Here is a 22,255-nt window from a genome sequence, read left to right on the forward strand (position 1 = left end):
CTGCAATGGACCCGGGTAGTGGGCAGATGTTTCAAAATGGGCAGCCCGACGGATGTGTGGTGTATGTGCCGGCCCCTTCGCGAGCAAGCTCGCTCCCACATTTGACCGGGGTCGGTCCATATTAACTGATCGACACATAACCAATGTGGGAGCGAGCTTGCTCGCGAAGGGGCCTGACAGGCGACGACATTACGCGCCTGGTATGAACTGCTTATGCACCGTCCCACGCGCAATCAACCGCGAGATGTAATCCAGCTTCTGCGCATCCTGATCGACAAAGCGAAACGTCAGTTGCAACCATTCACTGTCGGGCTTCTGCTCATGGGCGACGATGGCGTGCAGGTAGCCGTTAAGGCGGGCCGTCTCGGCGTTGTCGCCCTGTTCCAGATCGAGCACGGCACTGTCGAGAATCTGCGGCAGGGTGTCGGTACGCTTGACCACCAGCAATGCTTCCCTGAGGCTCAAGGCCTTGATCACACACTGCGCAATGCCATTGGGTAAACGCAGTTGGCCCTGGCCGCGACTGCTGCCGGCTCCCGAAGACGCTGGCGCCTTGACCGGCGGGCTGTTGAGCAAGCCGCGAGACGCTGCGGTCGGCGCAACCCGCGCCGCTGCGACGGCAGATGGCGCGGCCAGGCCGCCCGTCAATACATTCAGGGAATCATTACCGAAGCCCGTGTTCATTTTGGCCGGCACGCTGTTCATCAGGGTATCGAGCTTGCCGACCTTGTTCAGAGCCTGCTTGACCTTGGTCACCAACTGCTCGTTGGTGAAGGGTTTGCTGACGTAACCGGAAACGCCGGCCTGGATCGCCTGGACGACGTTCTCCTTGTCGCCACGGCTGGTCACCATCACGAATGGCAGGGTCTTGAGGGTGTCCTGCTCGCGGCACCAGGTCAGCAGTTCCAGGCCAGACATTTCCGGCATTTCCCAGTCGCACAACACGAGGTCGAACGCCTCCCGTGACAGCAAGGACTGAGCTTTCCTGCCGTTGACCGCTTCTTCGATGCGGATGCCCGGGAAGTAGTTGCGCAGGCACTTCTTCACCAGGTCACGAATGAACGACGCGTCGTCCACCACCAACACACTGACCTTACTCATCCACCCCCCCCTTTAAAAACCGCAAACAAAAACGCCCGGCCAAAGGGCCGGGCGCTTTTCTCGGGTAATCTTACTTATCGTCAGCTTTGCCCGGAACATTAGCGGTTTCGCCACTGGTACCTTCAACTTCTTCTTTCATGCGCTTGAGGCCAAGGTGACGCACGTCGGTGCCGCGCACCAGGTAAATCACCAGTTCCGAGATGTTGCGCGCATGGTCGCCGATCCGTTCCAGCGAACGCAGCACCCAGATAATGCTCAAGACCCGCGAGATAGAGCGCGGGTCTTCCATCATGTAGGTGGCCAGCTCGCGCAATGCCGTCTTGTATTCGCGGTCGATGATTTTGTCGTACTGCGCCACCGACAACGCCAGGTCGGCGTCGAAACGGGCAAAGGCGTCCAGTGCGTCGCGAACCATGTTGCGCACCTGGTCACCGATGTGGCGCACTTCGACGTAACCGCGGGGTGCTTCGCCTTCTTCGCACAATTGAATGGCGCGACGGGCGATCTTGGTCGCTTCGTCACCGATGCGTTCGAGGTCGATCACCGACTTGGAGATGCTGATGATCAGGCGCAAGTCGGACGCCGCCGGCTGACGACGGGCCAGGATGCGCAGGCATTCTTCATCGATGTTGCGTTCCATCTGGTTGATCTGGTCGTCGATCTCGCGAACTTGCTGGGCCAGGCCGGAGTCGGCCTCGATCAGCGCGGTGACCGCGTCATTAACCTGCTTTTCCACCAGCCCGCCCATGGCCAGGAGATGGCTGCGCACTTCCTCCAGCTCAGCGTTGAACTGCGCAGAGATGTGATGGGTAAGGCCTTCTTTACTAATCATCGGTTTCGCTCCGCGAAAGTTGCAAGCTTCAAGCTTCAAGCTGCAAGCTTCAAGCAGTTATGTATAAGTCCCGGTATCGCACGCGTGTTTCTTGCCGCTTGAAGCCTGATGCTTGCGGCCGCCCTGCTAGCCGTAACGACCGGTGATGTAATCTTCGGTCTGCTTCTTCGCCGGATTGGTGAACAGGGTGTCGGTGTCACCGAATTCCACCAGTTTGCCCATGTACATGAACGCTGTGTAGTCGGAAACCCGCGCGGCTTGCTGCATGTTGTGGGTCACGATGACAATGGTGAACTTCGATTTCAGTTCGTAGATCAGCTCTTCGACTTTCAATGTGGAGATCGGGTCGAGTGCCGAGCACGGTTCGTCGAGCAGCAGCACTTCCGGTTCTACGGCGATGGTGCGCGCGATCACCAGACGTTGCTGCTGACCACCGGACAGGCCCAGCGCCGATTCGTGCAGGCGGTCTTTGACCTCGTCCCAAAGCGCAGCGCCTTTCAACGCCCATTCAACGGCTTCGTCGAGCACGCGTTTCTTGTTGATGCCCTGGATGCGCAGGCCGTACACCACGTTTTCATAGATGGTCTTCGGGAACGGGTTCGGCTTCTGGAACACCATGCCGACGCGACGACGCAGCTCGGCCACGTCTTCGCCCTTGCGGTAGATGTTGTTGCCGTACAGGTTGATGGCGCCTTCCACCCGGCAGCCGTCGACCAGGTCGTTCATGCGGTTGAAGGTGCGCAGCAGCGTGGACTTGCCACAGCCGGACGGGCCGATGAAGGCGGTCACGCGCTGTTTCGGAATGTTCATGCTGACGTCGTATAGCGCTTGTTTATCGCCGTAGAACAGGCTCAGGCCCGGCACTTCGATGGCTACGGTTTCCTGCTCGAGGCTCAGGCTCTGCTTGTCGCGGCCCAGGGCAGACATGTTGATGCCGTGGGTATGTGCTTCGTGCTGCATGGGAGGCTCCCTGTGCTGACAAATTCGGTTTGGTTGGCCGCGGGCCTCACAAAAATGGGCCTGCGGTATCGCCGCCCCTGTAGGAGCCAGGCTTGCCGGCGAAGACGTCCATGAAATCGCTTTCGCCGGCAAGCCTGGCTCCTACAGGGAGCGGCGGCGATCAACTGTCCAGCGCTTTGTATTTCTCGCGCAGGTGGTTACGGATGTAGACGGCCGACAGGTTCAATGTCGCGATCACCAGCACCAGCAACAGCGCTGTGGCGTACACCAGCGGCCGTGCGGCTTCGACGTTCGGGCTCTGGAAGCCGACGTCATAGATATGGAAGCCCAGGTGCATGATCTTCTGGTCAAGGTGCAGGTACGGGTAGTTGCCGTCCAGCGGCAGCGACGGTGCCAGTTTCACCACGCCCACCAGCATCAACGGCGCCACTTCACCGGCGGCGCGCGCCACGGCGAGGATCATGCCGGTCATCATCGCCGGGCTGGCCATCGGCAGCACGATCTTCCACAAGGTTTCAGCCTTGGTCGCGCCGAGGGCCAACGAACCTTCACGCACGGTGCGGGGTATCCGCGCCAGGCCTTCTTCGGTGGCCACGATCACCACGGGCACCGCCAGCAGCGCCAGGGTCAGGGACGCCCAGAGCAGACCCGGCGTGCCGAAGGTCGGGGCCGGCAATGCTTCAGGGAAGAACAGCCGGTCGACCGAGCCGCCCAGCACATAGACGAAGAAGCCCAGGCCGAACACGCCGTAAACAATGGCTGGAACACCCGCCAGGTTGTTCACCGCGATGCGGATAATCCGGGTCAAGGCGTTCTGCTTGGCATATTCACGCAAGTAGACCGCCGCCAGCACGCCGAACGGCGTCACGATCATCGCCATGATCAGGGTCATCATCACGGTGCCGAAAATCGCCGGGAAGATCCCGCCTTCGGTGTTCGCTTCACGCGGGTCGTCGCTGAGGAATTCCCAGACCTTGCTGAAGTAGAAGCCAATCTTGGTGAAGGTGCCCATGGCGTTTGGCTGGTAGGCATGCACCACCTTGCCGATATCGATGACGATTTCTTTGCCGTTGGCATCGCGGGCCGTCAGGCTGTCGCGGTTGAACTGGGCGTGCAGGTCGGCAAGACGCGCTTCGATGTCCTGATAACGCGCGTTCAGCTCGGCGCGCTCGGACTCCAAGTCCGCTTGTGCGGTGGCGTCGAGTTTACCGGCCAGTTCCAGTTTGCGGCCGTGCAGGCGGATGCGTTCGAGGCCGGCGTTGATCGCGCCGATGTCGGACTTCTCCAGGGTCTTGAGTTGTGCCGCGAGCTCGTTGACGCGAGCGACACGGGCCTGCAACTCCGGCCACGCGGCTTCGCCTTCGGCGATGACCTTGCCGTCCTGTTTGACGTTGACCAGGTAGCCGTAGAAGTTGCCCCACTCGCGACGCTCAACGGCCATCAGCTCCGGCGGCGTTTTCTGGTTGGTCAGCCACTCGCCGACGATCCAGGTGAAGTCGGTGCCATTGAGGTCACGGTTGCCGACCTTGATCAGCTCGCGGGTCATGAACTCCGGGCCCTGATCGGGCACCGGCAGGCCAGCGCTTTTCAGGCGCTCGCGGGGCACTTGTTCTTTCTGCACCACTTCGCCGACGACCAGGTGATTGGCCTGGCCCGGTACGTCGTAGCTGGCGTGGATCAGGTCCGCCGGCCAAAAGTGACCCAGGCCGCGCACGGCAATCACCGCGAGCAGGCCAATGGTCATGATGACCGCGATGGACACCGCGCCACCGCTGATCCAGACGCCAGGGGCGCCGCTCTTGAACCATCCATTCAGGGAGTTCTGTTTCACAGACTTCTACCTTTCTTAAAGCGACGAGTATTTCTTGCGCAGACGCTGACGAATCAGCTCCGCGAGGGTGTTCATGACGAAGGTGAACAGCAGCAGCACCAGCGCCGAGAGGAACAGCACGCGGTAGTGGCTGCCGCCGACTTCCGACTCCGGCATTTCCACCGCGACGTTGGCGGCCAGGGTGCGCAGGCCTTCGAACAGGTTCATTTCCATGACCGGGGTGTTACCGGTGGCCATCAGCACGATCATGGTTTCACCGACCGCACGACCCATGCCGATCATCAGCGCAGAGAAGATGCCCGGGCTGGCGGTGAGGATCACCACGCGAGTCATGGTCTGCCACGGTGTGGCACCGAGGGCCAGGGAACCCAGGGTCAGGCCACGAGGCACGCTGAACACGGCGTCTTCGGCGATGGAGTAGATGTTCGGGATTACTGCGAAGCCCATGGCCAGACCGACCACCAGAGCGTTGCGCTGGTCGTAGGTAATGCCCAGGTCGTGGGAGATCCACATGCGCATGTCACCGCCAAAGAACCAGGTTTCCATGTACGGGCTCATGTACAGCGAGAGCCAGCCGACGAACAGGATCACCGGGATCAAAATCGCGCTTTCCCAGCCGTCCGGCACCCTCAGGCGGATGGATTCAGGCAGGCGGCTGAAGACAAAACCGGCGACCAGGATGCAGATCGGCAGGAGCATCAGCAGGCTGAAGATGCCCGGCAAATGTCCCTCTACATAAGGCGCGAGGAACAGGCCGGCGAAGAAACCGAGGATCACCGTCGGCATCGCTTCCATCAGCTCGATCACCGGCTTGACCTTGCGGCGCATGCCCGGGGCCATGAAGTACGCAGTGTAGATTGCAGCGGCCACAGCCAGTGGCGCGGCCAGCAGCATGGCGTAGAACGCGGCCTTCAACGTACCGAAGGTCAGGGGCGCCAGGCTCAATTTAGGTTCGAAATCGGTGTTTGCGGCGGTCGATTGCCAGACGTATTTCGGCTCGTCGTAGTTCTCGTACCAGACTTTGCTCCACAGCGCGCTCCAGGACACCTCCGGGTGCGGGTTGTCGAGCAGCAGCGGTTGAATCTTGCCGCCCGCTTCCACGATCACGCGGTTGGCCCGCGGCGACAGACCGAAGATCCCTTGGCCTTCTACCACCTGGTCCACCAGCAAGGTGCGGTGGGCGGTGCTGTGGAACACGCCGAGCTTGCCAGAGGCGTCGAGGGCGATGAAGCCTTTGCGACGTTCTTCGGCGGTGATTTCAACGATCGGCGTGGTGCCCATCTGGAAGGTACGGATCTGCTTCAGACGCGATTCGCCATCAGGGTCGCGCGCCATGAACCACTGGGCCAGACCGCCCTTGGAATCGCCGAGGATCAGCGAGATACCGCCTACCAACTGGGTGCTGGCAGTAATCTCGGCGTCGCCGTTTTCGAGCAACTTGTAGCGACCGTTGAGGCTCTTGTCCCGCAGGCTGAACACATCGGCCTGGGCACGACCGTTAATCACGTACAGCCACTGCTGGCGCGGGTCGACGAAAATGTTCTTCACCGGCTCGGTCATCTGCGGCAGATCAATGCGCTTCTGCTCGTTGGTGATTTCCCCGGTCATCATGTTTTCTTCGCTGGTCAGCGACAACACATTGAGTTGCGCACCGGTGGAACCGACCAGCATCAGGGTCGTATCGGTGGCGTTGAGGCTGACGTGCTCCAGCGCACCGCCCGCCTCGTTCAACGTTATCGGGGTTTCGCCATACGGGTACTCGATGGCCGGCGAGATGGTCTTCTTGCCGTCCGGGTAAGTGACTTTATAGGTATGACGGAACACCAGGGCCTGGCCGTTGGAAAAGCCCACGGCTACCAGCGGATGACCTGGCTGGTCTTCACCGATCGAGGTGACGCTGGCACCCGCCGGAACCGGCAGGTCGACGCGCCTGAGTTCGGCGCCATTGTCGATGTCGAAAAACAGTGCCTGCCCCTTGTCGGAAACCCGCAAGGCGACCTGGTTCTGCTCTTCCAGGGAGATCATCAATGGCTTGCCGGCGTCTTGCATCCAGGCAGGCGTGATGCTGTCTTTGGCGGTCAGGTCGGCGCCCTGGAACAGGGGCAGGACGACGTAGCCGAGGAAGAAGAAGATCAGTGTGATCGCGCCCAGGACAGCGAGGCCGCCAATAAGGACGTACCAGCGGGTCAGGCGATCTTTGAGCGCACGAATACGGCGCTTGCGTTGCAGCTCAGGCGTATTGAAGTCAATTCGCTTGGGGGGATTTGTAGTCATGGGGGAATTGGCCAGATCATTCATTCGCACACCCTAGCGATCCTGTATGACAGAAAGATGACAGTGCAGTGACGCAACAAATCCGCCGCCTGTGGAAACTGGCAGCGGAGTGAAGATTCGAGGATGTAGGAGCCGGCTTGCTGGCGAAGGCGGGCGGATCATTCAACATGTGCTGACCCCTTCGCCGGCAAGCCGGGCTCCTACAAAGGTCCGGGGTTTACCCCCGGACCTAGGGTTTTACTTTTTTGCTACGTTGCTACCTTCCTGCAGACCCAGGTCAGCCAGTGCTTTTGCAGCAACCTTGGCCGGCAGCGGGATGTAGCCGTCTTTCACTACAACTTCCTGGCCCTGTTTGGACAGGATCAGCTTCACGAACTCGGCTTCCAGCGGAGCCAGAGGCTTGTTCGGGGCTTTGTTGACGTAGACGTAGAGGAAGCGCGACAGCGGGTACTTGCCGTTCAGGGCGTTCTCTTCAGTGTCTTCAATGAACTCTGTGCTGCCTTTTTTGGCCAGGGCCACTGTCTTCACGCTGGCCGTCTTGTAGCCGATGCCCGAGTAGCCGACACCGTTCAGCGAAGAACTGATCGACTGCACAACCGAAGCCGAGCCAGGCTGTTCGTTGACGTTTGGCTTGAAGTCGCCTTTGCACAGGGCTTCTTCCTTGAAGTAGCCGTAAGTGCCCGATACCGAGTTACGACCGAACAGTTGCACCGGCTTGTTGGCGAGGTCGCCCGTCACACCCAGATCGCCCCAGGTTTTCACGTCGGTTTTAGCGCCGCACAGACGTGTCGAGGAGAAAATCGCGTCGACCTGCTCCATGGTCATGTGCTGGATCGGGTTGTCCTTGTGCACGAACACCGCCAAGGCGTCCACGGCAACCGGAATCGCGGTTGGCTTGTAGCCGTATTTGGTTTCGAAGGCCTGCAGCTCGTTGTCCTTCATCTTGCGGCTCATCGGGCCCAGGTTAGCGGTGCCTTCAGTCAGCGCAGGGGGTGCGGTAGACGAACCGGCGGCCTGAATCTGGATGTTGACGTTCGGGTATTCTTTTTTGTAGTTCTCAGCCCATAGGGTCATGAGGTTGGCCAGGGTATCGGAGCCGACGCTGGACAGGTTGCCCGACACACCAGTGGTCTTGGTGTAGCTCGGGATCGCAGGGTCAACAGCGGCAACCGCGTTGGCAGTCGCAACGCCAGCAGCGACAAAAGTCATTGCCGCCATCAAACGCTTCAGTTTCATGCCTTACTCCTAGCAGATAGGGTGTGTTAAGTCGGGGCCAAGTATCAGCAGGCCGTGTGAACACTCTATGGCTGAAATATGACAATTGGATGAAAGGCCAGCATTCGGCTTTTTACAGGCTGATTCGCGGCGCGTTCATCGCGGGCAAGCCCGCTCCCACAAGGTTCTGTGTTCTCCTCAGAACCCTGTGGGAGCGGGCTTGCCCGCGATGAGGCCAATACAGTCGGTGAAGAAGTCGGCTTAGCGACCTTTATTCCACAGATACCCACCCACCACAATCCCCACACCGCACAGCACCGCCACGTAATAAGCCGGCCCCATCGGGCTTTCCTTGAGCAGCAGGCTGACGATCATCGGGGTCAGGCCGCCAAAGATGGCGTAGGCGACGTTGTAGGAAAACGACAGGCCACTGAAACGCACCACGGGCGGGAAGGCCTTGACCATCACATAGGGCACGGCACCGATGGTGCCGACCAGCAGGCCGGTCAGGGCGTACAGCGGGAACAGCCAGTCGGGATGCGCGGCCAGGCTGTGGTAGAAGGTCCAGGAACTGAGCAACAGTGCCGTACAGCCGAATACGAATACCCGACCTGCGCCGAACCGGTCCGACAGTGCGCCGGCAATGATGCAACCAACGCTCAGAAACACGATCGCCAGACTATTGGCTTGCAGCGCCGTGGTTGGCGAGAAGTGGTAGACCGTCTGCAGTACGGTCGGCGTCATCAGGATCAGCACCACGATGGCGGCGGACAACAGCCAGGTCAGCAGCATGGAAATCAGGATCGCACCGCGATGGTCACGCAACACTGCGCGCAGTGGCACTTCTTCGGCCAGCGCCTTGCGCAGTTGCAGCTCGGCAAACACTGGCGTTTCGTGCAGCCAGCGGCGCAGGTAAACCGAGAACAGGCCGAACACCCCGCCCAGCAGGAACGGAATTCGCCAGGCATAATCCGCGACCTCCACCGGGGTGTATAGGCTGTTGATCGCCGTGGCGACCAATGAGCCCAGCAGAATACCCGCCGTCAAACCGCTGGTCAGCGTGCCGCAAGCGTAACCGATGTGCCGCTGGGGAACGTGTTCGGAAACGAAGACCCAGGCGCCCGGCACTTCACCGCCAATGGCCGCGCCCTGAATCACCCGCATCAACAGCAACAGCATCGGCGCCCACATGCCGATCTGCGCATAAGTCGGCAGCAAACCCATGATCAGGGTCGGCACCGCCATCATGAAAATGCTCAGGGTGAACATCTTCTTGCGGCCCAGCAGGTCGCCGAAATGCGCCATGACGATGCCGCCCAGTGGCCGCGCCAGGTAGCCGGCGGCAAAAATGCCGAAGGTCTGCATCAGGCGCAGCCATTCGGGCATGTCGGCCGGAAAAAACAGCTTGCCCACCACCGTGGCGAAGAACACGAAGATGATGAAGTCGTAGAACTCCAGCGCGCCGCCCAGGGCCGACAGCGATAACGTCTTGTAGTCGCTGCGGGTCAACGGACGTGCGGATTGTGTGGGCTGCGCGATGTTCGACGGCGCTGTGGTCATGGCAAGGGCTTCTCTTATAGTCGGATCTGCAACCCCCACAACGCTGGCGGAGGCTTGGGCAGGTCCGGCACGATAGCAAATAGTTCGAAAAAGCACATAGATGAGCGTATTTGACAGTCAAAATGAGAACCAGACGGTCGTCTCGGAGTCTACCGATCGATATACTCGCAATCTTGCGACAAGTTGCAAGGGTTGCTGTGCGAAAACGCCTGCCGGGGTTCATAGGCGATTTCGCAGAGTTTCCCTTTAGGCGCCTTACGAAAAACGTGACGAACGTAGTATGTTCGGGGCTGAATCGTTTTTCCTTGAGACGGCTATTCACCTTGAAGTACCAATGAGAGTTACGGGTCAGAGGCACCCCCGGCATGATAGAGCTCGAACAAGAAGATCCAATCCCGCAAGGCGACCTGGCCCTGCAAATCACCGCACTCCCCCGCGAAACCAACGGCTTTGGCGATATTTTCGGCGGCTGGCTGGTGGCGCAGATGGATTTGGCCGGTACCGCCATGGCCAGTAAGGTCGCAGGTGGTCGCGTTGCTACCGTCGCGATCGACCGCATGGCGTTTCTGGTGCCGGTAGCGGTGGGTGCCCAGCTCTCCTTCTATACCCAAGCGCTGGAAATCGGCCGCAGCTCGATCCAGATGATGGTCGAGGTCTGGAGCGACGATCCGTTGTCCAGCGAATGGCGTAAAGTGACTGAAGCGGTATTCGTGTTCGTCGCCATCGATGGCAGCGGCCGCACGCGCTCGGTTCCGCCCAGAGCTCGTTAAACAAGCAGCTGGTAAAACAGGAACCGTTAAACGCGGCGACCGTTTTGCGGTCCATAGCAGTCATTGTTCCTGATCGAGAGCCGTTCCATGACAACGCCCAACGTTGAAGCCGTGAAACTGGATGAACTGAACTGCTGGCGCATTCGCCACGGGCAGGCCGAATTGCTGGTGGCCCAGCAAGGTGCGCACATCCTCAGTTACCAGGTGGCCGGCGAGCCGCCGCTGATCTGGCTCAACGACGAGGCCGTCTTCAAGACCGGCAAGAGTATCCGCGCTGGCGTGCCGGTGTGCTGGCCGTGGTTCGGTAATCTTTCGCGCAACCCGCAGAGTGTCCAGGCGATGCGCTTCAGTAGCGAACCGGCGACCGCCCACGGGCTGGTCCGGACGATGGACTGGGAACTGGGGCGCATCGAAGCTGAAGGCGAAAGCCTGAACGTGGAATTTCTCCTGCCCTGCCCCGAAGGCGGTTTTCCAGGCTGGCCGCATCAGGTGGATTTGAAGCTGGGCATTCGTCTGGATGAGCAGCTGCACATCAGCTTGACCAGCCATAACCAGGGCTTCGGCCACGTCAGCATCAGCCAGGCGCTGCACAGCTATTTCGCGGTCAGCGATGTACGTAACGTGCATGTCGAAGGCCTGGATGGGTTGAGTTACATCGAGACGCTGGACGACTGGAAAACCGTGAGTCAGACCGGCGATTTGCATTTTGCTGGCGAGACCGACCGCATCTATCTGAATACTCCAGCGAAGCTGAGCATTGTCGATCCAGCCTGGGAACGACGGATCGAGCTGACCAGCAGCGGGTCGCGTTCGGCGGTGATCTGGAACCCGTGGATCGATCGTGCCGCGGCGTTCAGCGACATGGCCGACGATGGCTGGCAGCGCATGCTGTGCATTGAAACGGCAAATGTGATGGATGATGTGGTGACGTTGGCGCCGGGTGCGAGTCATACCCTGGGCGTAAGCATCGCCAGCAAATCCCTGTAGCACCGCAACACCAAAATGTGGGAGCGGGCTTGCTCGCGAAGAGGCCATAACATTCAACATCATCGTTGACTGTTACACCGCTTTCGCGAGCAAGCCCGCCCCCACATTTTTGGTTTGTGCCTGGCCAGAATGGCCGTTACAAGTCTGATTCCTCCACTACCCGCACCTTCGCCGCATCCAGCGCATACGCCGCGTCAGCCAGGTCGTTGTTGACCTTTTCGATCTTCAGCGTGCCCGTCACCCACAGCGGCGTGTAGATATCATCCAGCTTCAACCCTTTGGGATAACGCACCAGCACCAACTGGTTAGGCGGTGGTGGCGGCACGTGGATGCAAGCGCCCGGATACGGCACCAGGAAGAACAGCGTGCTATGCCCCTTGGCATCGGACTCCAGCGGCACCGGATAACCGCCGAGGCGGATGTTCTTGTCGTTCATCGAGGGCACGGTTTTGGTTGAGTACATCACCGCTGCCAAGCCTTTGCTCTGCTTCATGCCACCCTTTTCGGTGAAGGTGCCATTGGCTTCGGGGGAGTCGTGGTCGATTTCGGGCATGGCCTCGAGGGCTTTCTGGTCCGACTTGGGCATCAGGTCGAGCCAGTCGGTTTCCGGCAGTTCGCCGGCATGGGCAAGGCCCGCACCCAGTAACAGGAAAGTCAGTAAAAGACGGCGCATGAATGTGCTCGGCAATGGAGAGGACGGTGCAACGCCGAGCATTCTAGCCCTCCCCGCGCGTTTGGCAGAGAGGGCTTTGTCGCTTCAATCAGTTCTTTTTGATCATGCCGTAGATCACCAGCAATATCACGGCACCGACCAGCGCCCCAAGGAAACCTGCGCCTTCGCCGGCATGGTATAAGCCCAGGGCCTGGCCGCCATAAGTGGCCGCCAGCGAACCGCCGATACCGAGCAGGATGGTCATGATCCAGCCCATGCTGTCATCGCCCGGTTTCAGGAACCGCGCCAGCAGGCCGACAATCAAGCCGATAAAGATGGTTCCGATAATTCCCATGGCATTTCCCTCTGAGTCTAATGGCTGTGTCCTAGCGAAAGCCTAGTCAGACTTTGGCATCCTGCCATGAGAGAACGGCGGCCCCTGAATGGTTCCGCCGCTGCCACATGAAACTATTCGGCGATGAGCGCTTCGACCTTGAGGATCTGGGCAGCCAGGGTTTCGCGATCCGCGCAACGCAGGTTGGCGTGGCCGACCTTGCGACCGACCTTGAACGCCTTGCCATAGTGATGCAGATGGCAATCGGCGATGGCCAGGACTTTCTCGGTGTCTGGAACCTTACCGATGAAGTTCACCATCGCGCTCTCACCCACTTTGGCAGTCGAACCCAGCGGTAGACCGGCGACGGCCCGCAGATGGTTTTCGAACTGACTGCATTGCGCGCCTTCGGTGGTCCAGTGCCCGGAGTTGTGCACACGCGGGGCGATTTCGTTGGCCTTGAGGCCACCGTCGACTTCAAAGAACTCGAACGCCATCACGCCGACGTAATTCAGTTGCTTGAGCACACGGCTGGAATAGTCTTCCGCCAGGGCTTGCAGCGGGTGGTCCGTGCTGGCCACGGACAGCTTGAGAATGCCGCTGTCGTGGGTGTTGTGAACCAGCGGGTAGAACCTGGTTTCGCCATCGCGAGCGCGCACGGCGATCAACGAAACTTCACCGGTGAACGGCACGAAACCTTCCAGCAGGCAGGCCACGCTGCCCAGTTCGGCGAAAGTGCCGACGACATCTTCCGGTTTGCGCAAGACTTTCTGGCCCTTGCCGTCGTAACCCAGGGTGCGGGTCTTCAGCACGGCCGGCAGACCGATGGCAGCCACGGCAGCGTCCAGGTCGGCTTGGGATTGAATGTCGGCGAACGCCGGGGTTGGAATCCCCAGGTCCTTGAACATGCTCTTCTCGAACCAGCGATCGCGGGCGATGCGCAGCGCTTCGGCGCTCGGGTAGACCGGAATGAATTGCGACAGGAACGCCACGGTTTCGGCCGGGACGCTTTCAAATTCGAAGGTCACCAGATCGACTTCATCGGCCAGCTGACGCAGATGGTCCTGATCGCCGTAATCGGCCCGCAGGTGTTCGCCCAACGCGGCTGCGCAAGCATCCGGCGCCGGGTCCAGGAAAGCGAAGTTCATGCCCAGCGGAGTACCCGCCAGCGCCAACATGCGACCCAACTGGCCGCCACCGATTACACCGATCTTCATCGTCAACAACCTCAGGCGATGCGTGGGTCTGGATTTTCCAGGACGCTGTCTGTCTGTTCAGCACGGAAAGTTTTCAGCACCGCGTGAAACTGCGGATGCTTGGCGCCCAGGATGCTCGCCGAGAGCAGGGCTGCGTTGATCGCGCCGGCCTTGCCGATGGCCAGGGTCGCAACCGGAATGCCCGCAGGCATCTGCACGATAGACAGCAGCGAGTCGACGCCCGACAGCATCGACGACTGCACCGGCACGCCCAGCACCGGCAGGTGGGTCTTGGCCGCACACATGCCTGGCAAGTGAGCCGCGCCACCGGCACCGGCGATAATCACCTCGATGCCCCGCGCCTCGGCCTCTTCGGCGTACTGAAACAGCAGGTCCGGGGTGCGGTGGGCAGAGACCACTTTCACCTCGTAGGGGATGCCGAGCTTTTCCAGCATATCGGCGGTGTGGCTAAGGGTGGACCAATCGGACTTGGAGCCCATGATCACGCCAACCAGTGCGCTCATCGTCGTGCCTCTTCTCTCTGGGCGCCCGCAGGCGCGTCAAAAAACAACAAGCCACGCGGGAGATCCGGCGTGGCTTGAGTGTACGAATTAGGGCCGGGCGAACCGGCCGAAGGCCGCGCAGTATACCGTAATGAGGCAGATAAACAGCCCCCGGTGCGACCATCTGTCATTGTGTCGTAATCCGGGGATTTATTGACTCAAGGGTCAGCCAACGTGGGCCATCCAGGGAAAGCCATTCAGATACCGAATACAGGTTCATCCACACTTCTAAAAGCCTGGAAAGGCTACATGCGAACGGTTTTCCTACGTGACGCAACAGCATGAAATACACGTTCACTCGCCAAACCGAAACGTACTAGTTAATTTAAATTTTGTCGTTTGCCAATATTATTACTTTGCGACTACAACCGACATCCTCTCTTGAACTTTGCTGGATATAAATCATCAATTAGGAAGGTTTCAAAAATGACTTTGAGTAATAAACAGAATAAAAAGGCGCCTATTAATATCATTGCCGTTATCCATAGCGACGTGCCAGAGACGACGAGAAAGACGATTTACGCTGATCATTTCTATCCTCTCGTCAGCGAACTGGAAAGCTTCACCGAGCGAAAAGTCAATGTCATCTTCGCTGGCGGCGAGCCCTATGTTAGCTTTGACTACAAAGGCAACGATACACTGAATACGTTGCAAAGATGGCAGCCCTTGAGCTTTAAGCTCCTTGAAGTGATGAAGAACGAGGGTTTAAATATAAAGGTTAATAGTGATCTAACCAAAGTCATTTTGGTCACCCGCGATATGTTAAATAATGAAGTCGCAGGCGTTGCACTTGTTTGGCCGCCAACAAAACCTGGAAAAGTTGCAATTGCATCAGTAACAGGCTATCACGTCGTCGGCCATGAGATTGGTCACTTACTGGGCGCCAGACATGAGGACTCGGAAGTTCAATTCAATGGCTGGTTCGCCGACACCTACATGGCGCCGAAGCGAGAAATCATCAAATCCCATTCGTACACCTTCAGCCCCGCCAACCGGCAAAACATCAAAAACTATCTGGCCGACAAAGACTGACGTTTAAACCTGGTTATCGACAGAGGCGCAATATATACGCCTCTGCCAGTATCTGTTAAAGGTTGGCGCTAGCCGCGCCGCCTTCCAGTTTGCGCCACAACAACCGCACATTCGCCTTGCGCACCAACGCGCAACGATACAAACGAATCTCCAGCGGCACATGCCACTGCGGGCCGCCACAGACCACCAGCTCCCCGCGCGCCAGTTCGGCGCGCACGCTAAGCTGCGGCACCCAGGCGATGCCCAGCCCCTCCAGTGCCATGCTTTTCAGGCTATCGGCCATGGCCGTCTCGTAGATGGTGGTGAAACGCAACGCACGCTGACGCAGCAGCAAGTTCACCGAACGCCCCAGAAAGGCACCGGCGCTGTAGGCGAGCAGCGGCACACTGCCTTCGCCTTCCAGATCAAACAGCGGTTTACCCTCGGCATCGGCCGCGCAAACCGGCAACATTTCGGTATTACCCAAATGCAGCGATGGAAAAATTTCCGGATCCATCTGCATTGCGGCGTCCGGATCGTAGAACGCCAACATCAGGTCGCAGCCTCCTTCACGCAGGGCGTGCACCGCGTCACCCACGTTGGTCGCCACCAGCCGCGTCGCGATGTTCAGGCCTTCATTACGCAATTGCGCGATCCAGCGCGGGAAGAATCCCAGCGCCAGGGAGTGAGCGGCCGCAACCTGCATCACCTCGCCCTGTCCGCCTTCCAGATGATGCAAGTGGCGCAGCACTTCGCCGAGCTGTTCGACCACCGTCCGCGCGGTAACCAGAAATAATTGCCCCGCCGCTGTCAGCTCGACCGGTGTGCGCGAGCGGTTGACCAACGTCAATCCCAGCGCGGCTTCAAGGCTGCGGATTCGCCGACTGAAAGCGGGCTGGGTCACGAAGCGCCGTTCGGCAGCCTGGGAGAAGCTGCGGGTGGCGGCCAGGGCACTGAAGTCCTCCAGCCATTTACTTTCCAGATTCATCACGCCCTCCCGGACACGCACCAAAATAGATCACACGCTCGCCGCACACACGGCGTCACAACGACATTATGCCGAATATGCATAGGCCAGTGTTTAACAGCATTGGCCCAAAATTGTTCACAAGCCTAGCATTTGCAGTGTTCCGGCACAGACCGGGTCCTTATCGAGATGATTTCTATCATGTCCTCCGCTGCATCTTTCCGCACAGAAAAAGACCTGCTTGGCGTACTCGAAGTACCTGCTCAAGCGTACTACGGCATCCAGACCCTGCGAGCGGTGAACAACTTCCGTCTCTCCGGCGTTCCGATTTCGCATTACCCGAAGCTGGTTGTCGGCCTGGCAATGGTCAAACAGGCCGCCGCTGACGCCAACCGCGAGCTGGGTCACCTGAGCGAAGCCAAGCACGCTGCCATCAGCGAAGCCTGTGCCCGTTTGATCCGCGGCGACTTCCACGAAGAGTTCGTGGTGGACATGATTCAAGGCGGCGCTGGCACTTCGACCAACATGAATGCCAACGAAGTGATCGCCAACATCGCACTGGAGGCCATGGGTCACCAGAAAGGCGAATACCAGTACCTGCACCCGAACAACGACGTGAACATGGCGCAGTCGACCAACGACGCCTACCCGACGGCAATCCGTCTGGGTCTTCTGTTGGGCCACGACGCGCTGCTGGCCAGCCTCGACAGCCTGATCCAGGCGTTCGCCGCCAAGGGCCAGGAATTCAGACACGTCCTGAAGATGGGCCGTACCCAGCTGCAAGACGCCGTGCCTATGACCCTGGGTCAGGAATTCCGCGCCTTCGCCACCACGTTGAGCGAAGACCTGGCGCGCCTGAAGACTCTGGCACCGGAACTGCTGACCGAAGTCAACCTCGGTGGCACCGCGATTGGCACCGGCATCAACGCCGACCCGCGTTACCAGCTCCTGGCCGTTCAGCGTCTGGCACTGATCAGCGGTCAACCGCTGGTGCCGGCTGCCGACCTGATTGAAGCCACTTCCGACATGGGGGCGTTTGTTCTGTTCTCCGGCATGCTCAAGCGGACTGCGGTCAAGCTGTCGAAAATCTGCAACGACCTGCGCCTGCTGTCCAGCGGCCCACGCACCGGCATCAATGAAATCAACCTGCCAGCGCGCCAGCCAGGCAGCTCGATCATGCCAGGCAAGGTCAACCCGGTTATCCCGGAAGCCGTCAACCAAGTGGCGTTCCAGATCATCGGCAACGACCTTGCGCTGACTATCGCGGCCGAAGGCGGCCAGCTGCAACTGAACGTGATGGAGCCGCTGATCGCGTTCAAGATCTTCGACTCGATCCGTCTGCTGCAACGCGCCATGGACATGCTGCGCGAGCACTGCATCGTCGGCATTACCGCCAACGAAGAGCGTTGCCGCGAACTGGTCGAACATTCGATCGGCCTGGTGACCGCACTGAACCCGTACATCGGCTATGAAAACGCCACCCGCATTGCCCGCATCGCCCTCGAAAGCGGCCGCGGCGTGCTGGAACTGGTGCGCGAAGAAGGCTTGCTCGACGACGCAATGCTCGCCGACATCCTGCGCCCGGAAAACATGATCGCTCCGCGTCTGGTGCCTCTGAAGGCATAACCGAACGCCCGGCTCTTCTTATCAAGAGCCACACTCACCAGGTCGAGGGACTAGACACCTCTCACCTTTTGAGGGCTTGGGGATTTACTCCCCCAAGCCCTTTTTTTTAACTTCTGAATGGACAACCCTCTTCTGTAGGAGTGAGCCTGCTCGCGATGAACGATAACGCCGCGTCACTGAAATACGGCGCTGAATCGCGAGCAGGCTCACTCCCACAAAAGCCTGGCTAAAAATGTCAGGTGATTCAAAGGCTTGGTTTCAACGCTTGCACCACAACCGTGCAGACGGACGGCACACTGATAGGTATAGTGCCGCCCCTCTTCGCGTGAGCGGTCGTTGGTAACGAGGCCCAAAAACCATGCGAAACCCGAACTAATAACAAACCCGCAAAATGAAATCGGGACGAAACCTCGCCTCGCCTGTTTCGCCGAGCGCAAACCGGTGTAACGCGATGTTTCTGCCCCCAAGCATTTGCCTACACAAAAAACAGCGAGGAATAATCCATGCTCGAAGTCATTAACGACTTCCTCTCAGGGAAAGTACTGATCGTGCTCATCGTCGGGCTCGGTAGCTACTTCACGATCCGCTCGCGTTTCGTTCAGTTCCGCCATTTCTTTCACATGTTCGCGGTGTTCCGTGACAGCCTCAAAAGCAGCGCTGGCCAGCTCAGCTCGTTCCAGGCCTTGATGCTCAGCCTCGCCGGCCGCGTCGGTGCGGGCAACATCGCGGGTGTCGGCATCGCCGTGACCCTTGGTGGGCCCGGTGCAGTATTCTGGATGTGGGTGACCGCGCTGGTCGGCATGTCCAGCAGCTTCTTCGAATGCTCCCTCGGCCAGCTCTACAAACGCTGCGACTCCGAAGGCCAGTTCCGTGGCGGCCCGTCCTTTTACATTCAGCACGGCCTGCAGAAACGCTGGTTGGGGATGATCATGGCGTTCCTGCTGCTGATCACCTTTGGCTTTGCCTTCAACGGGCTGCAAGCCCACGCCGTCACCCATTCGCTGAACAATGCCTTCGGTCTTGACACCACGTACACCGGGCTTGGCCTGGCGGTATTGCTGGGCCTGGTGTTCATCGGCGGTATCAAGCGGATCGCCAAGGTCGCTGACCTGCTGGTACCGGTGAAAACCCTGGTGTACATCGGCGTGACCATCTACGTGATCGTACTGCAGTTCGACCACGTTCCGGGCATGCTGATGACCATCGTAAAAAGCGCCTTCGGTCTGGACGAGGTGTTCGGCGGCCTGATCGGCAGCGCCATTATCATGGGCGTGAAGCGCGGCGTGTTCGCCAACGAAGCAGGCCTGGGCAGTGCGCCGAACGTGGCAGCTGTAGCCTCGGTCGAGCACCCGGTCTCGCAAGGTGTGGTTCAGGCGTTCAGCGTATTCCTCGACACCTTCGTGATCTGCACTTGCACCGCATTGCTGATCCTGCTGTCGGGCTTCTACACCCCGGGCTTCGAAGGCGACGGCATTGCCCTGACCCAGAATTCCCTGGCTGCCGTTGTCGGTGACTGGGGCCGGATGTTCATCTCCGTGGCGCTGGCGCTGTTCGTGTTCACCTCGATTCTCTACAACTACTACCTGGGCGAGAGCAACCTGCGCTTCCTGATCGGCGAGAACCGCAAGGCGCTGATCGGTTATCGCGCGCTGGTACTGGTGTTGATCTTCTGGGGTGCCATCGAAAACCTCGACACCGTGTTCGCCTTCGCCGACATCACCATGACCATGCTGGCATTCGTGAACCTGATTGCGTTGTTCCTGCTGTTCAAGGTCGGCATGCGTATCCTGCGTGACTACGATGACCAGCGGGCTGCAGGCATCAAGACGCCGGTGTTCGATTCGAGCAAGTTTGCGGACCTGGACCTGGACCTGAAAGCCTGGCCAGCCAACCCGCCAGCGGCTGCCATCAAGGCCGAAGCCGAGCCGCAAGGCGTGACCGCAGCGCAACGCTGATCGGTAAAAACCGGGCGCATCCTCTGCGCCCGGCGTGACACCGCAGACGCCCGGCGTCATGCTCGGTTGTACGCTGTGGCAGCTTGATGAGGCTGCCATTTTTGGCTAGAGCTCAAGACCGCATCGCTGCTTCGGCCGGCAAGCCGGTCTCGCTCCCACAGTTTTCGGAGAACCTCCATGAATTCCTCGACTTATCCCGCAGCCCAGCACGTCATGGTGCTCTACACCGGTGGCACCATCGGTATGCAAGCCAGCGCCCACGGCCTGGCCCCGGCGTCCGGTTTCGAAGCGCGTATGCGCGAGTACCTGGCCAGCCAGCCTGAGCTGGTGGTGCCGCAATGGCGCTTTCGCGAAATGTCGCCGCTGATCGACAGCGCCAACATGAGCCCGGCGTACTGGCAGCAACTGCGTGAAGCAGTGGTCGACGCTGTCGATGTACAAGGCTGCGACAGCGTACTGATCCTGCATGGCACCGACACGCTGGCCTACAGCGCTGCGGCCATGAGTTTTCAGTTGCTCGGACTGCACGCCCGCGTCGTCTTCACCGGCTCGATGCTGCCGGCCGGCGTGACCGACAGCGATGCCTGGGAAAACCTCAGCGGGGCCCTGGTCGCTTTGGGCCAGGGCCTGGCACCGGGTGTCCATCTGTACTTCCACGGCGAACAACTGGACCCGACCCGTTGCGCGAAGGTTCGCAGTTTCGGTCGTCATCCCTTCAAGCGACTTGAGCGTCAGGGCGGTGGAATGAAGGCCACTTCGCTGCCAACGGAACTGACTTACCGCCAGAACAAGCAACTGGCAAAAGTCGGCGTGCTGCCATTGGTTCCCGGTATCGGCGCCGAGCAACTGGATGGTGTTCTGAACAGCGGCATTCAAGGCCTGGTACTGGAGTGTTACGGCAGCGGCACGGGGCCGAGCGACAACCCGGAGTTTCTCGCCGCCCTTTCTCGAGCACGAGACAACGGTGTGGTGGTGGTTGCAATTACGCAGTGTCATGAAGGTGGCGTTGAGCTGGATGTTTATGAGGCGGGTAGCCGCTTGCGTGGTGCTGGTGTGCTTTCGGGCGGCGGCATGACCCGTGAAGCCGCGTACGGCAAATTGCACGGATTGCTCGGCACCGGACTCGACACCGCCGAAGTACGGCGCCTGGTCGAGCTCGACCTCTGTGGCGAACTCAGCTGACGCCACACAAACCCTTGTAGGAGCGAGCTTGCTCCGGGCGGCGTTCCGACGAAGCACCTGAAGGCGGCGCGTTCATCCAGGCAGCACGCGTTATCGTTAGCGTCCATCGCGAGCAATCGAGCGTCGACCGGCTGCTCCTACAGGTTCTCACCCGGCATATAACTTGCTGCGTTTCAGCCATCCCAAGGCTGGAAGCCACCCATGCTTCACTCCCACCTCACCACTCTCAACGCCGTCTCCCTGGTACTAAACGCCTTTAAGGCCGACGGATTGTCCAGCGAGGCGCTACTGGCGGGCAGTGGCATCAGCGCCGCTGACCTGAACCGCGCAGACACGCGCATCACCACCAACCAGGAAATGCAGGTCTGCGCCAACGCCGTCGCGCTCAAGCGTGACATCGGCCTGGAACTGGGCCGGCGGATGCACGTTTCCTCCTACGGCATGCTCGGATATGCCCTGCTCACAAGTGCCACCTTCGGTGACGCGTTACGCCTGGCGATGCGTTATCCGGCGCTGCTGGGAACACTTTTCGAGCTCGGTCTTGAGGACGACGGCGAGCGAATATGGTTCGTAGCCGCCGATTACCGCGAAAATCCGGCGCTGGCCGTATTCAACGCCGAGTTCTGCCTGGTGTCGTTGAAAACCATCTGCGACGACCTGCTCGGCCATTCGTTGCCATTGTTGGCTGCGCGCTTCGAACATGCCGCGCCCGACTATGAAGCCACCTATGCAGAACACTTCAATTGCCCGCTGCACTTCAAGGCCCGTGACAATGCCTTCGCTTTCGACAAAAGCTGGCTTGACCAACCCTTGCCGCTTGCCGATGTCATCACCCATCAGGCCATGGCCGAACGCTGCCGCAAACAGAACTCCGAATTCACTGGGCGTCAGGCCTGGCTGGGACGGATTCGCCAGTTACTCCGCGCGCAATTGAATGCGGCGCCGGGGCTGGAGGGGTTGGCCGAGCAGATGAATTGTTCGGCGCGCACGTTGCGTCGGCATCTGAAGGACCTTGGGTGCAGTTATCAGGAATTGCTCGACGAATTGCGCTTCGAACAGGCCAAGCTCCTGCTGCGTGAGGACCAGATGCCGATCTATCAGATTGCCGAGGCGCTGGGCTTCAGCGAGACGGCGAGCTTTCGTCATGCGTTTGTACGCTGGAGCGGCGTGGCGCCGAGTCAGTTCAGGCCGCATCGATAACCTGTGGGAGCGAGCTTGCTCCGGGCGGCGTTCCGACGA

General features: G+C 59.7%; 19 protein-coding genes. 7 read left to right on the forward strand and 12 right to left on the reverse strand.

What is annotated here, in order from left to right; genetic code table 11:
- Positions 1–189: 189 nt before the first annotated feature.
- The 7 genes from PMA3_RS29685 to PMA3_RS29715 form a co-directional block, all read right to left on the reverse strand.
- Positions 190–1,101 (reverse strand): response regulator, encoded by a 912-nt coding sequence (locus PMA3_RS29685; protein ID WP_064680464.1) that lies wholly within the window; start codon positions 1,099–1,101, stop codon positions 190–192.
- 70 nt (positions 1,102–1,171) lie between these two features.
- A complete protein-coding gene (gene phoU, locus PMA3_RS29690; protein WP_008150055.1) occupies positions 1,172–1,933 on the reverse strand; it encodes a phosphate signaling complex protein PhoU in 762 nt (253 codons plus the stop codon).
- A gap of 126 nt (positions 1,934–2,059) precedes the next feature.
- Complete coding sequence (pstB, locus tag PMA3_RS29695) at positions 2,060–2,893, reverse strand: phosphate ABC transporter ATP-binding protein PstB (protein WP_008064516.1); 834 nt, start codon at positions 2,891–2,893, stop codon at positions 2,060–2,062.
- 160 nt (positions 2,894–3,053) lie between these two features.
- Positions 3,054–4,724 (reverse strand): phosphate ABC transporter permease PstA, encoded by a 1,671-nt coding sequence (pstA, locus tag PMA3_RS29700; RefSeq protein ID WP_064680465.1) that lies wholly within the window; start codon positions 4,722–4,724, stop codon positions 3,054–3,056.
- Between the two features lie 15 nt (positions 4,725–4,739).
- The gene (locus PMA3_RS29705) at positions 4,740–7,022 is read right to left on the reverse strand and encodes an ABC transporter permease subunit (protein ID WP_064680466.1); all 2,283 of its coding nucleotides are present in this window, start codon (positions 7,020–7,022) and stop codon (positions 4,740–4,742) included.
- A gap of 213 nt (positions 7,023–7,235) precedes the next feature.
- Positions 7,236–8,234 carry a phosphate ABC transporter substrate-binding protein PstS gene (locus PMA3_RS29710; protein ID WP_064680467.1) on the reverse strand — a complete coding sequence of 333 codons (999 nt, stop codon included), beginning with the start codon at positions 8,232–8,234 and terminating at the stop codon, positions 7,236–7,238.
- Between the two features lie 240 nt (positions 8,235–8,474).
- The gene (locus PMA3_RS29715; protein WP_064680468.1) at positions 8,475–9,773 is read right to left on the reverse strand and encodes an MFS transporter; all 1,299 of its coding nucleotides are present in this window, start codon (positions 9,771–9,773) and stop codon (positions 8,475–8,477) included.
- Between the two features lie 365 nt (positions 9,774–10,138).
- On the opposite strand from PMA3_RS29715, the gene PMA3_RS29720 reads away from it, so the two are divergent.
- Positions 10,139–10,543, forward strand: a complete 405-nt coding sequence (locus tag PMA3_RS29720; RefSeq protein WP_007896491.1) for an acyl-CoA thioesterase — start codon at positions 10,139–10,141, stop codon at positions 10,541–10,543.
- 87 nt (positions 10,544–10,630) lie between these two features.
- Positions 10,631–11,530 (forward strand): D-hexose-6-phosphate mutarotase, encoded by a 900-nt coding sequence (locus PMA3_RS29725; protein ID WP_064680469.1) that lies wholly within the window; start codon positions 10,631–10,633, stop codon positions 11,528–11,530.
- A gap of 136 nt (positions 11,531–11,666) precedes the next feature.
- Here PMA3_RS29725 and PMA3_RS29730 read toward each other — a convergent pair whose 3' ends face one another.
- The 4 genes from PMA3_RS29730 to purE all read right to left on the reverse strand — a co-directional run bounded on the left by PMA3_RS29730 (position 11,667) and on the right by purE (position 14,236).
- Entirely contained in the window at positions 11,667–12,203 is a 537-nt protein-coding gene (locus PMA3_RS29730; protein ID WP_064680470.1) for a DUF3299 domain-containing protein, read from the reverse strand.
- Positions 12,204–12,291: 88 nt separating this feature from the next.
- Complete coding sequence (locus PMA3_RS29735; protein ID WP_064680471.1) at positions 12,292–12,537, reverse strand: GlsB/YeaQ/YmgE family stress response membrane protein; 246 nt, start codon at positions 12,535–12,537, stop codon at positions 12,292–12,294.
- Between the two features lie 113 nt (positions 12,538–12,650).
- Positions 12,651–13,733: a 5-(carboxyamino)imidazole ribonucleotide synthase gene (locus PMA3_RS29740; RefSeq protein WP_064680472.1), complete on the reverse strand. Its 1,083-nt coding sequence runs from the start codon at positions 13,731–13,733 to the stop codon at positions 12,651–12,653.
- Between the two features lie 11 nt (positions 13,734–13,744).
- Positions 13,745–14,236 carry a 5-(carboxyamino)imidazole ribonucleotide mutase gene (gene purE, locus PMA3_RS29745; RefSeq protein ID WP_017341565.1) on the reverse strand — a complete coding sequence of 164 codons (492 nt, stop codon included), beginning with the start codon at positions 14,234–14,236 and terminating at the stop codon, positions 13,745–13,747.
- A 465-nt stretch (positions 14,237–14,701) separates the two neighbouring features.
- Here purE and PMA3_RS29750 point away from each other — a divergent pair, with 465 nt between their 5' ends.
- Entirely contained in the window at positions 14,702–15,307 is a 606-nt protein-coding gene (locus PMA3_RS29750; RefSeq protein ID WP_064680473.1) for a zinc metalloprotease, read from the forward strand.
- 55 nt (positions 15,308–15,362) lie between these two features.
- Here PMA3_RS29750 and PMA3_RS29755 read toward each other — a convergent pair whose 3' ends face one another.
- Positions 15,363–16,274, reverse strand: a complete 912-nt coding sequence (locus PMA3_RS29755) for a LysR substrate-binding domain-containing protein (protein ID WP_064680474.1) — start codon at positions 16,272–16,274, stop codon at positions 15,363–15,365.
- A gap of 180 nt (positions 16,275–16,454) precedes the next feature.
- Here PMA3_RS29755 and aspA point away from each other — a divergent pair, with 180 nt between their 5' ends.
- The 4 genes from aspA (at position 16,455) to PMA3_RS29775 (ending at position 22,216) form a co-directional block, all read left to right on the forward strand.
- Positions 16,455–17,879 carry an aspartate ammonia-lyase gene (gene aspA, locus PMA3_RS29760; protein ID WP_064680475.1) on the forward strand — a complete coding sequence of 475 codons (1,425 nt, stop codon included), beginning with the start codon at positions 16,455–16,457 and terminating at the stop codon, positions 17,877–17,879.
- A 503-nt stretch (positions 17,880–18,382) separates the two neighbouring features.
- Entirely contained in the window at positions 18,383–19,834 is a 1,452-nt protein-coding gene (locus PMA3_RS29765; RefSeq protein WP_064680476.1) for an alanine/glycine:cation symporter family protein, read from the forward strand.
- Between the two features lie 177 nt (positions 19,835–20,011).
- Complete coding sequence (locus PMA3_RS29770; protein WP_064680477.1) at positions 20,012–21,016, forward strand: asparaginase; 1,005 nt, start codon at positions 20,012–20,014, stop codon at positions 21,014–21,016.
- Positions 21,017–21,217: 201 nt separating this feature from the next.
- A complete protein-coding gene (locus PMA3_RS29775) occupies positions 21,218–22,216 on the forward strand; it encodes an AraC family transcriptional regulator (RefSeq protein ID WP_064680478.1) in 999 nt (332 codons plus the stop codon).
- Positions 22,217–22,255: the final 39 nt, after the last annotated feature.

The sequence above is a fragment of the Pseudomonas silesiensis genome (assembly GCF_001661075.1).
In the GTDB taxonomy this organism is placed as follows: Bacteria; Pseudomonadota; Gammaproteobacteria; order Pseudomonadales; family Pseudomonadaceae; genus Aquipseudomonas; species Aquipseudomonas silesiensis.

What these genes read in the sequence shown, in the direction of transcription:
- PMA3_RS29685 (WP_064680464.1), bottom strand. Translation starts at nt 1,101, where the DNA reads ATGAGTAAGGTCAGTGTGTTGGTGGTGGACGACGCGTCGTTCATTCGT.
- phoU (WP_008150055.1), bottom strand. Translation starts at nt 1,933, where the DNA reads ATGATTAGTAAAGAAGGCCTTACCCATCACATCTCTGCGCAGTTCAAC.
- pstB (WP_008064516.1), bottom strand. Translation starts at nt 2,893, where the DNA reads ATGCAGCACGAAGCACATACCCACGGCATCAACATGTCTGCCCTGGGC.
- PMA3_RS29705 (WP_064680466.1), bottom strand. Translation starts at nt 7,022, where the DNA reads ATGAATGATCTGGCCAATTCCCCCATGACTACAAATCCCCCCAAGCGA.
- PMA3_RS29710 (WP_064680467.1), bottom strand. Translation starts at nt 8,234, where the DNA reads ATGAAACTGAAGCGTTTGATGGCGGCAATGACTTTTGTCGCTGCTGGC.
- PMA3_RS29715 (WP_064680468.1), bottom strand. Translation starts at nt 9,773, where the DNA reads ATGACCACAGCGCCGTCGAACATCGCGCAGCCCACACAATCCGCACGT.
- PMA3_RS29720 (WP_007896491.1), top strand. Translation starts at nt 10,139, where the DNA reads ATGATAGAGCTCGAACAAGAAGATCCAATCCCGCAAGGCGACCTGGCC.
- PMA3_RS29725 (WP_064680469.1), top strand. Translation starts at nt 10,631, where the DNA reads ATGACAACGCCCAACGTTGAAGCCGTGAAACTGGATGAACTGAACTGC.
- PMA3_RS29730 (WP_064680470.1), bottom strand. Translation starts at nt 12,203, where the DNA reads ATGCGCCGTCTTTTACTGACTTTCCTGTTACTGGGTGCGGGCCTTGCC.
- PMA3_RS29735 (WP_064680471.1), bottom strand. Translation starts at nt 12,537, where the DNA reads ATGGGAATTATCGGAACCATCTTTATCGGCTTGATTGTCGGCCTGCTG.
- PMA3_RS29740 (WP_064680472.1), bottom strand. Translation starts at nt 13,733, where the DNA reads ATGAAGATCGGTGTAATCGGTGGCGGCCAGTTGGGTCGCATGTTGGCG.
- purE (WP_017341565.1), bottom strand. Translation starts at nt 14,236, where the DNA reads ATGAGCGCACTGGTTGGCGTGATCATGGGCTCCAAGTCCGATTGGTCC.
- PMA3_RS29750 (WP_064680473.1), top strand. Translation starts at nt 14,702, where the DNA reads ATGACTTTGAGTAATAAACAGAATAAAAAGGCGCCTATTAATATCATT.
- PMA3_RS29755 (WP_064680474.1), bottom strand. Translation starts at nt 16,274, where the DNA reads ATGAATCTGGAAAGTAAATGGCTGGAGGACTTCAGTGCCCTGGCCGCC.
- aspA (WP_064680475.1), top strand. Translation starts at nt 16,455, where the DNA reads ATGTCCTCCGCTGCATCTTTCCGCACAGAAAAAGACCTGCTTGGCGTA.
- PMA3_RS29765 (WP_064680476.1), top strand. Translation starts at nt 18,383, where the DNA reads ATGCTCGAAGTCATTAACGACTTCCTCTCAGGGAAAGTACTGATCGTG.
- PMA3_RS29770 (WP_064680477.1), top strand. Translation starts at nt 20,012, where the DNA reads ATGAATTCCTCGACTTATCCCGCAGCCCAGCACGTCATGGTGCTCTAC.
- PMA3_RS29775 (WP_064680478.1), top strand. Translation starts at nt 21,218, where the DNA reads ATGCTTCACTCCCACCTCACCACTCTCAACGCCGTCTCCCTGGTACTA.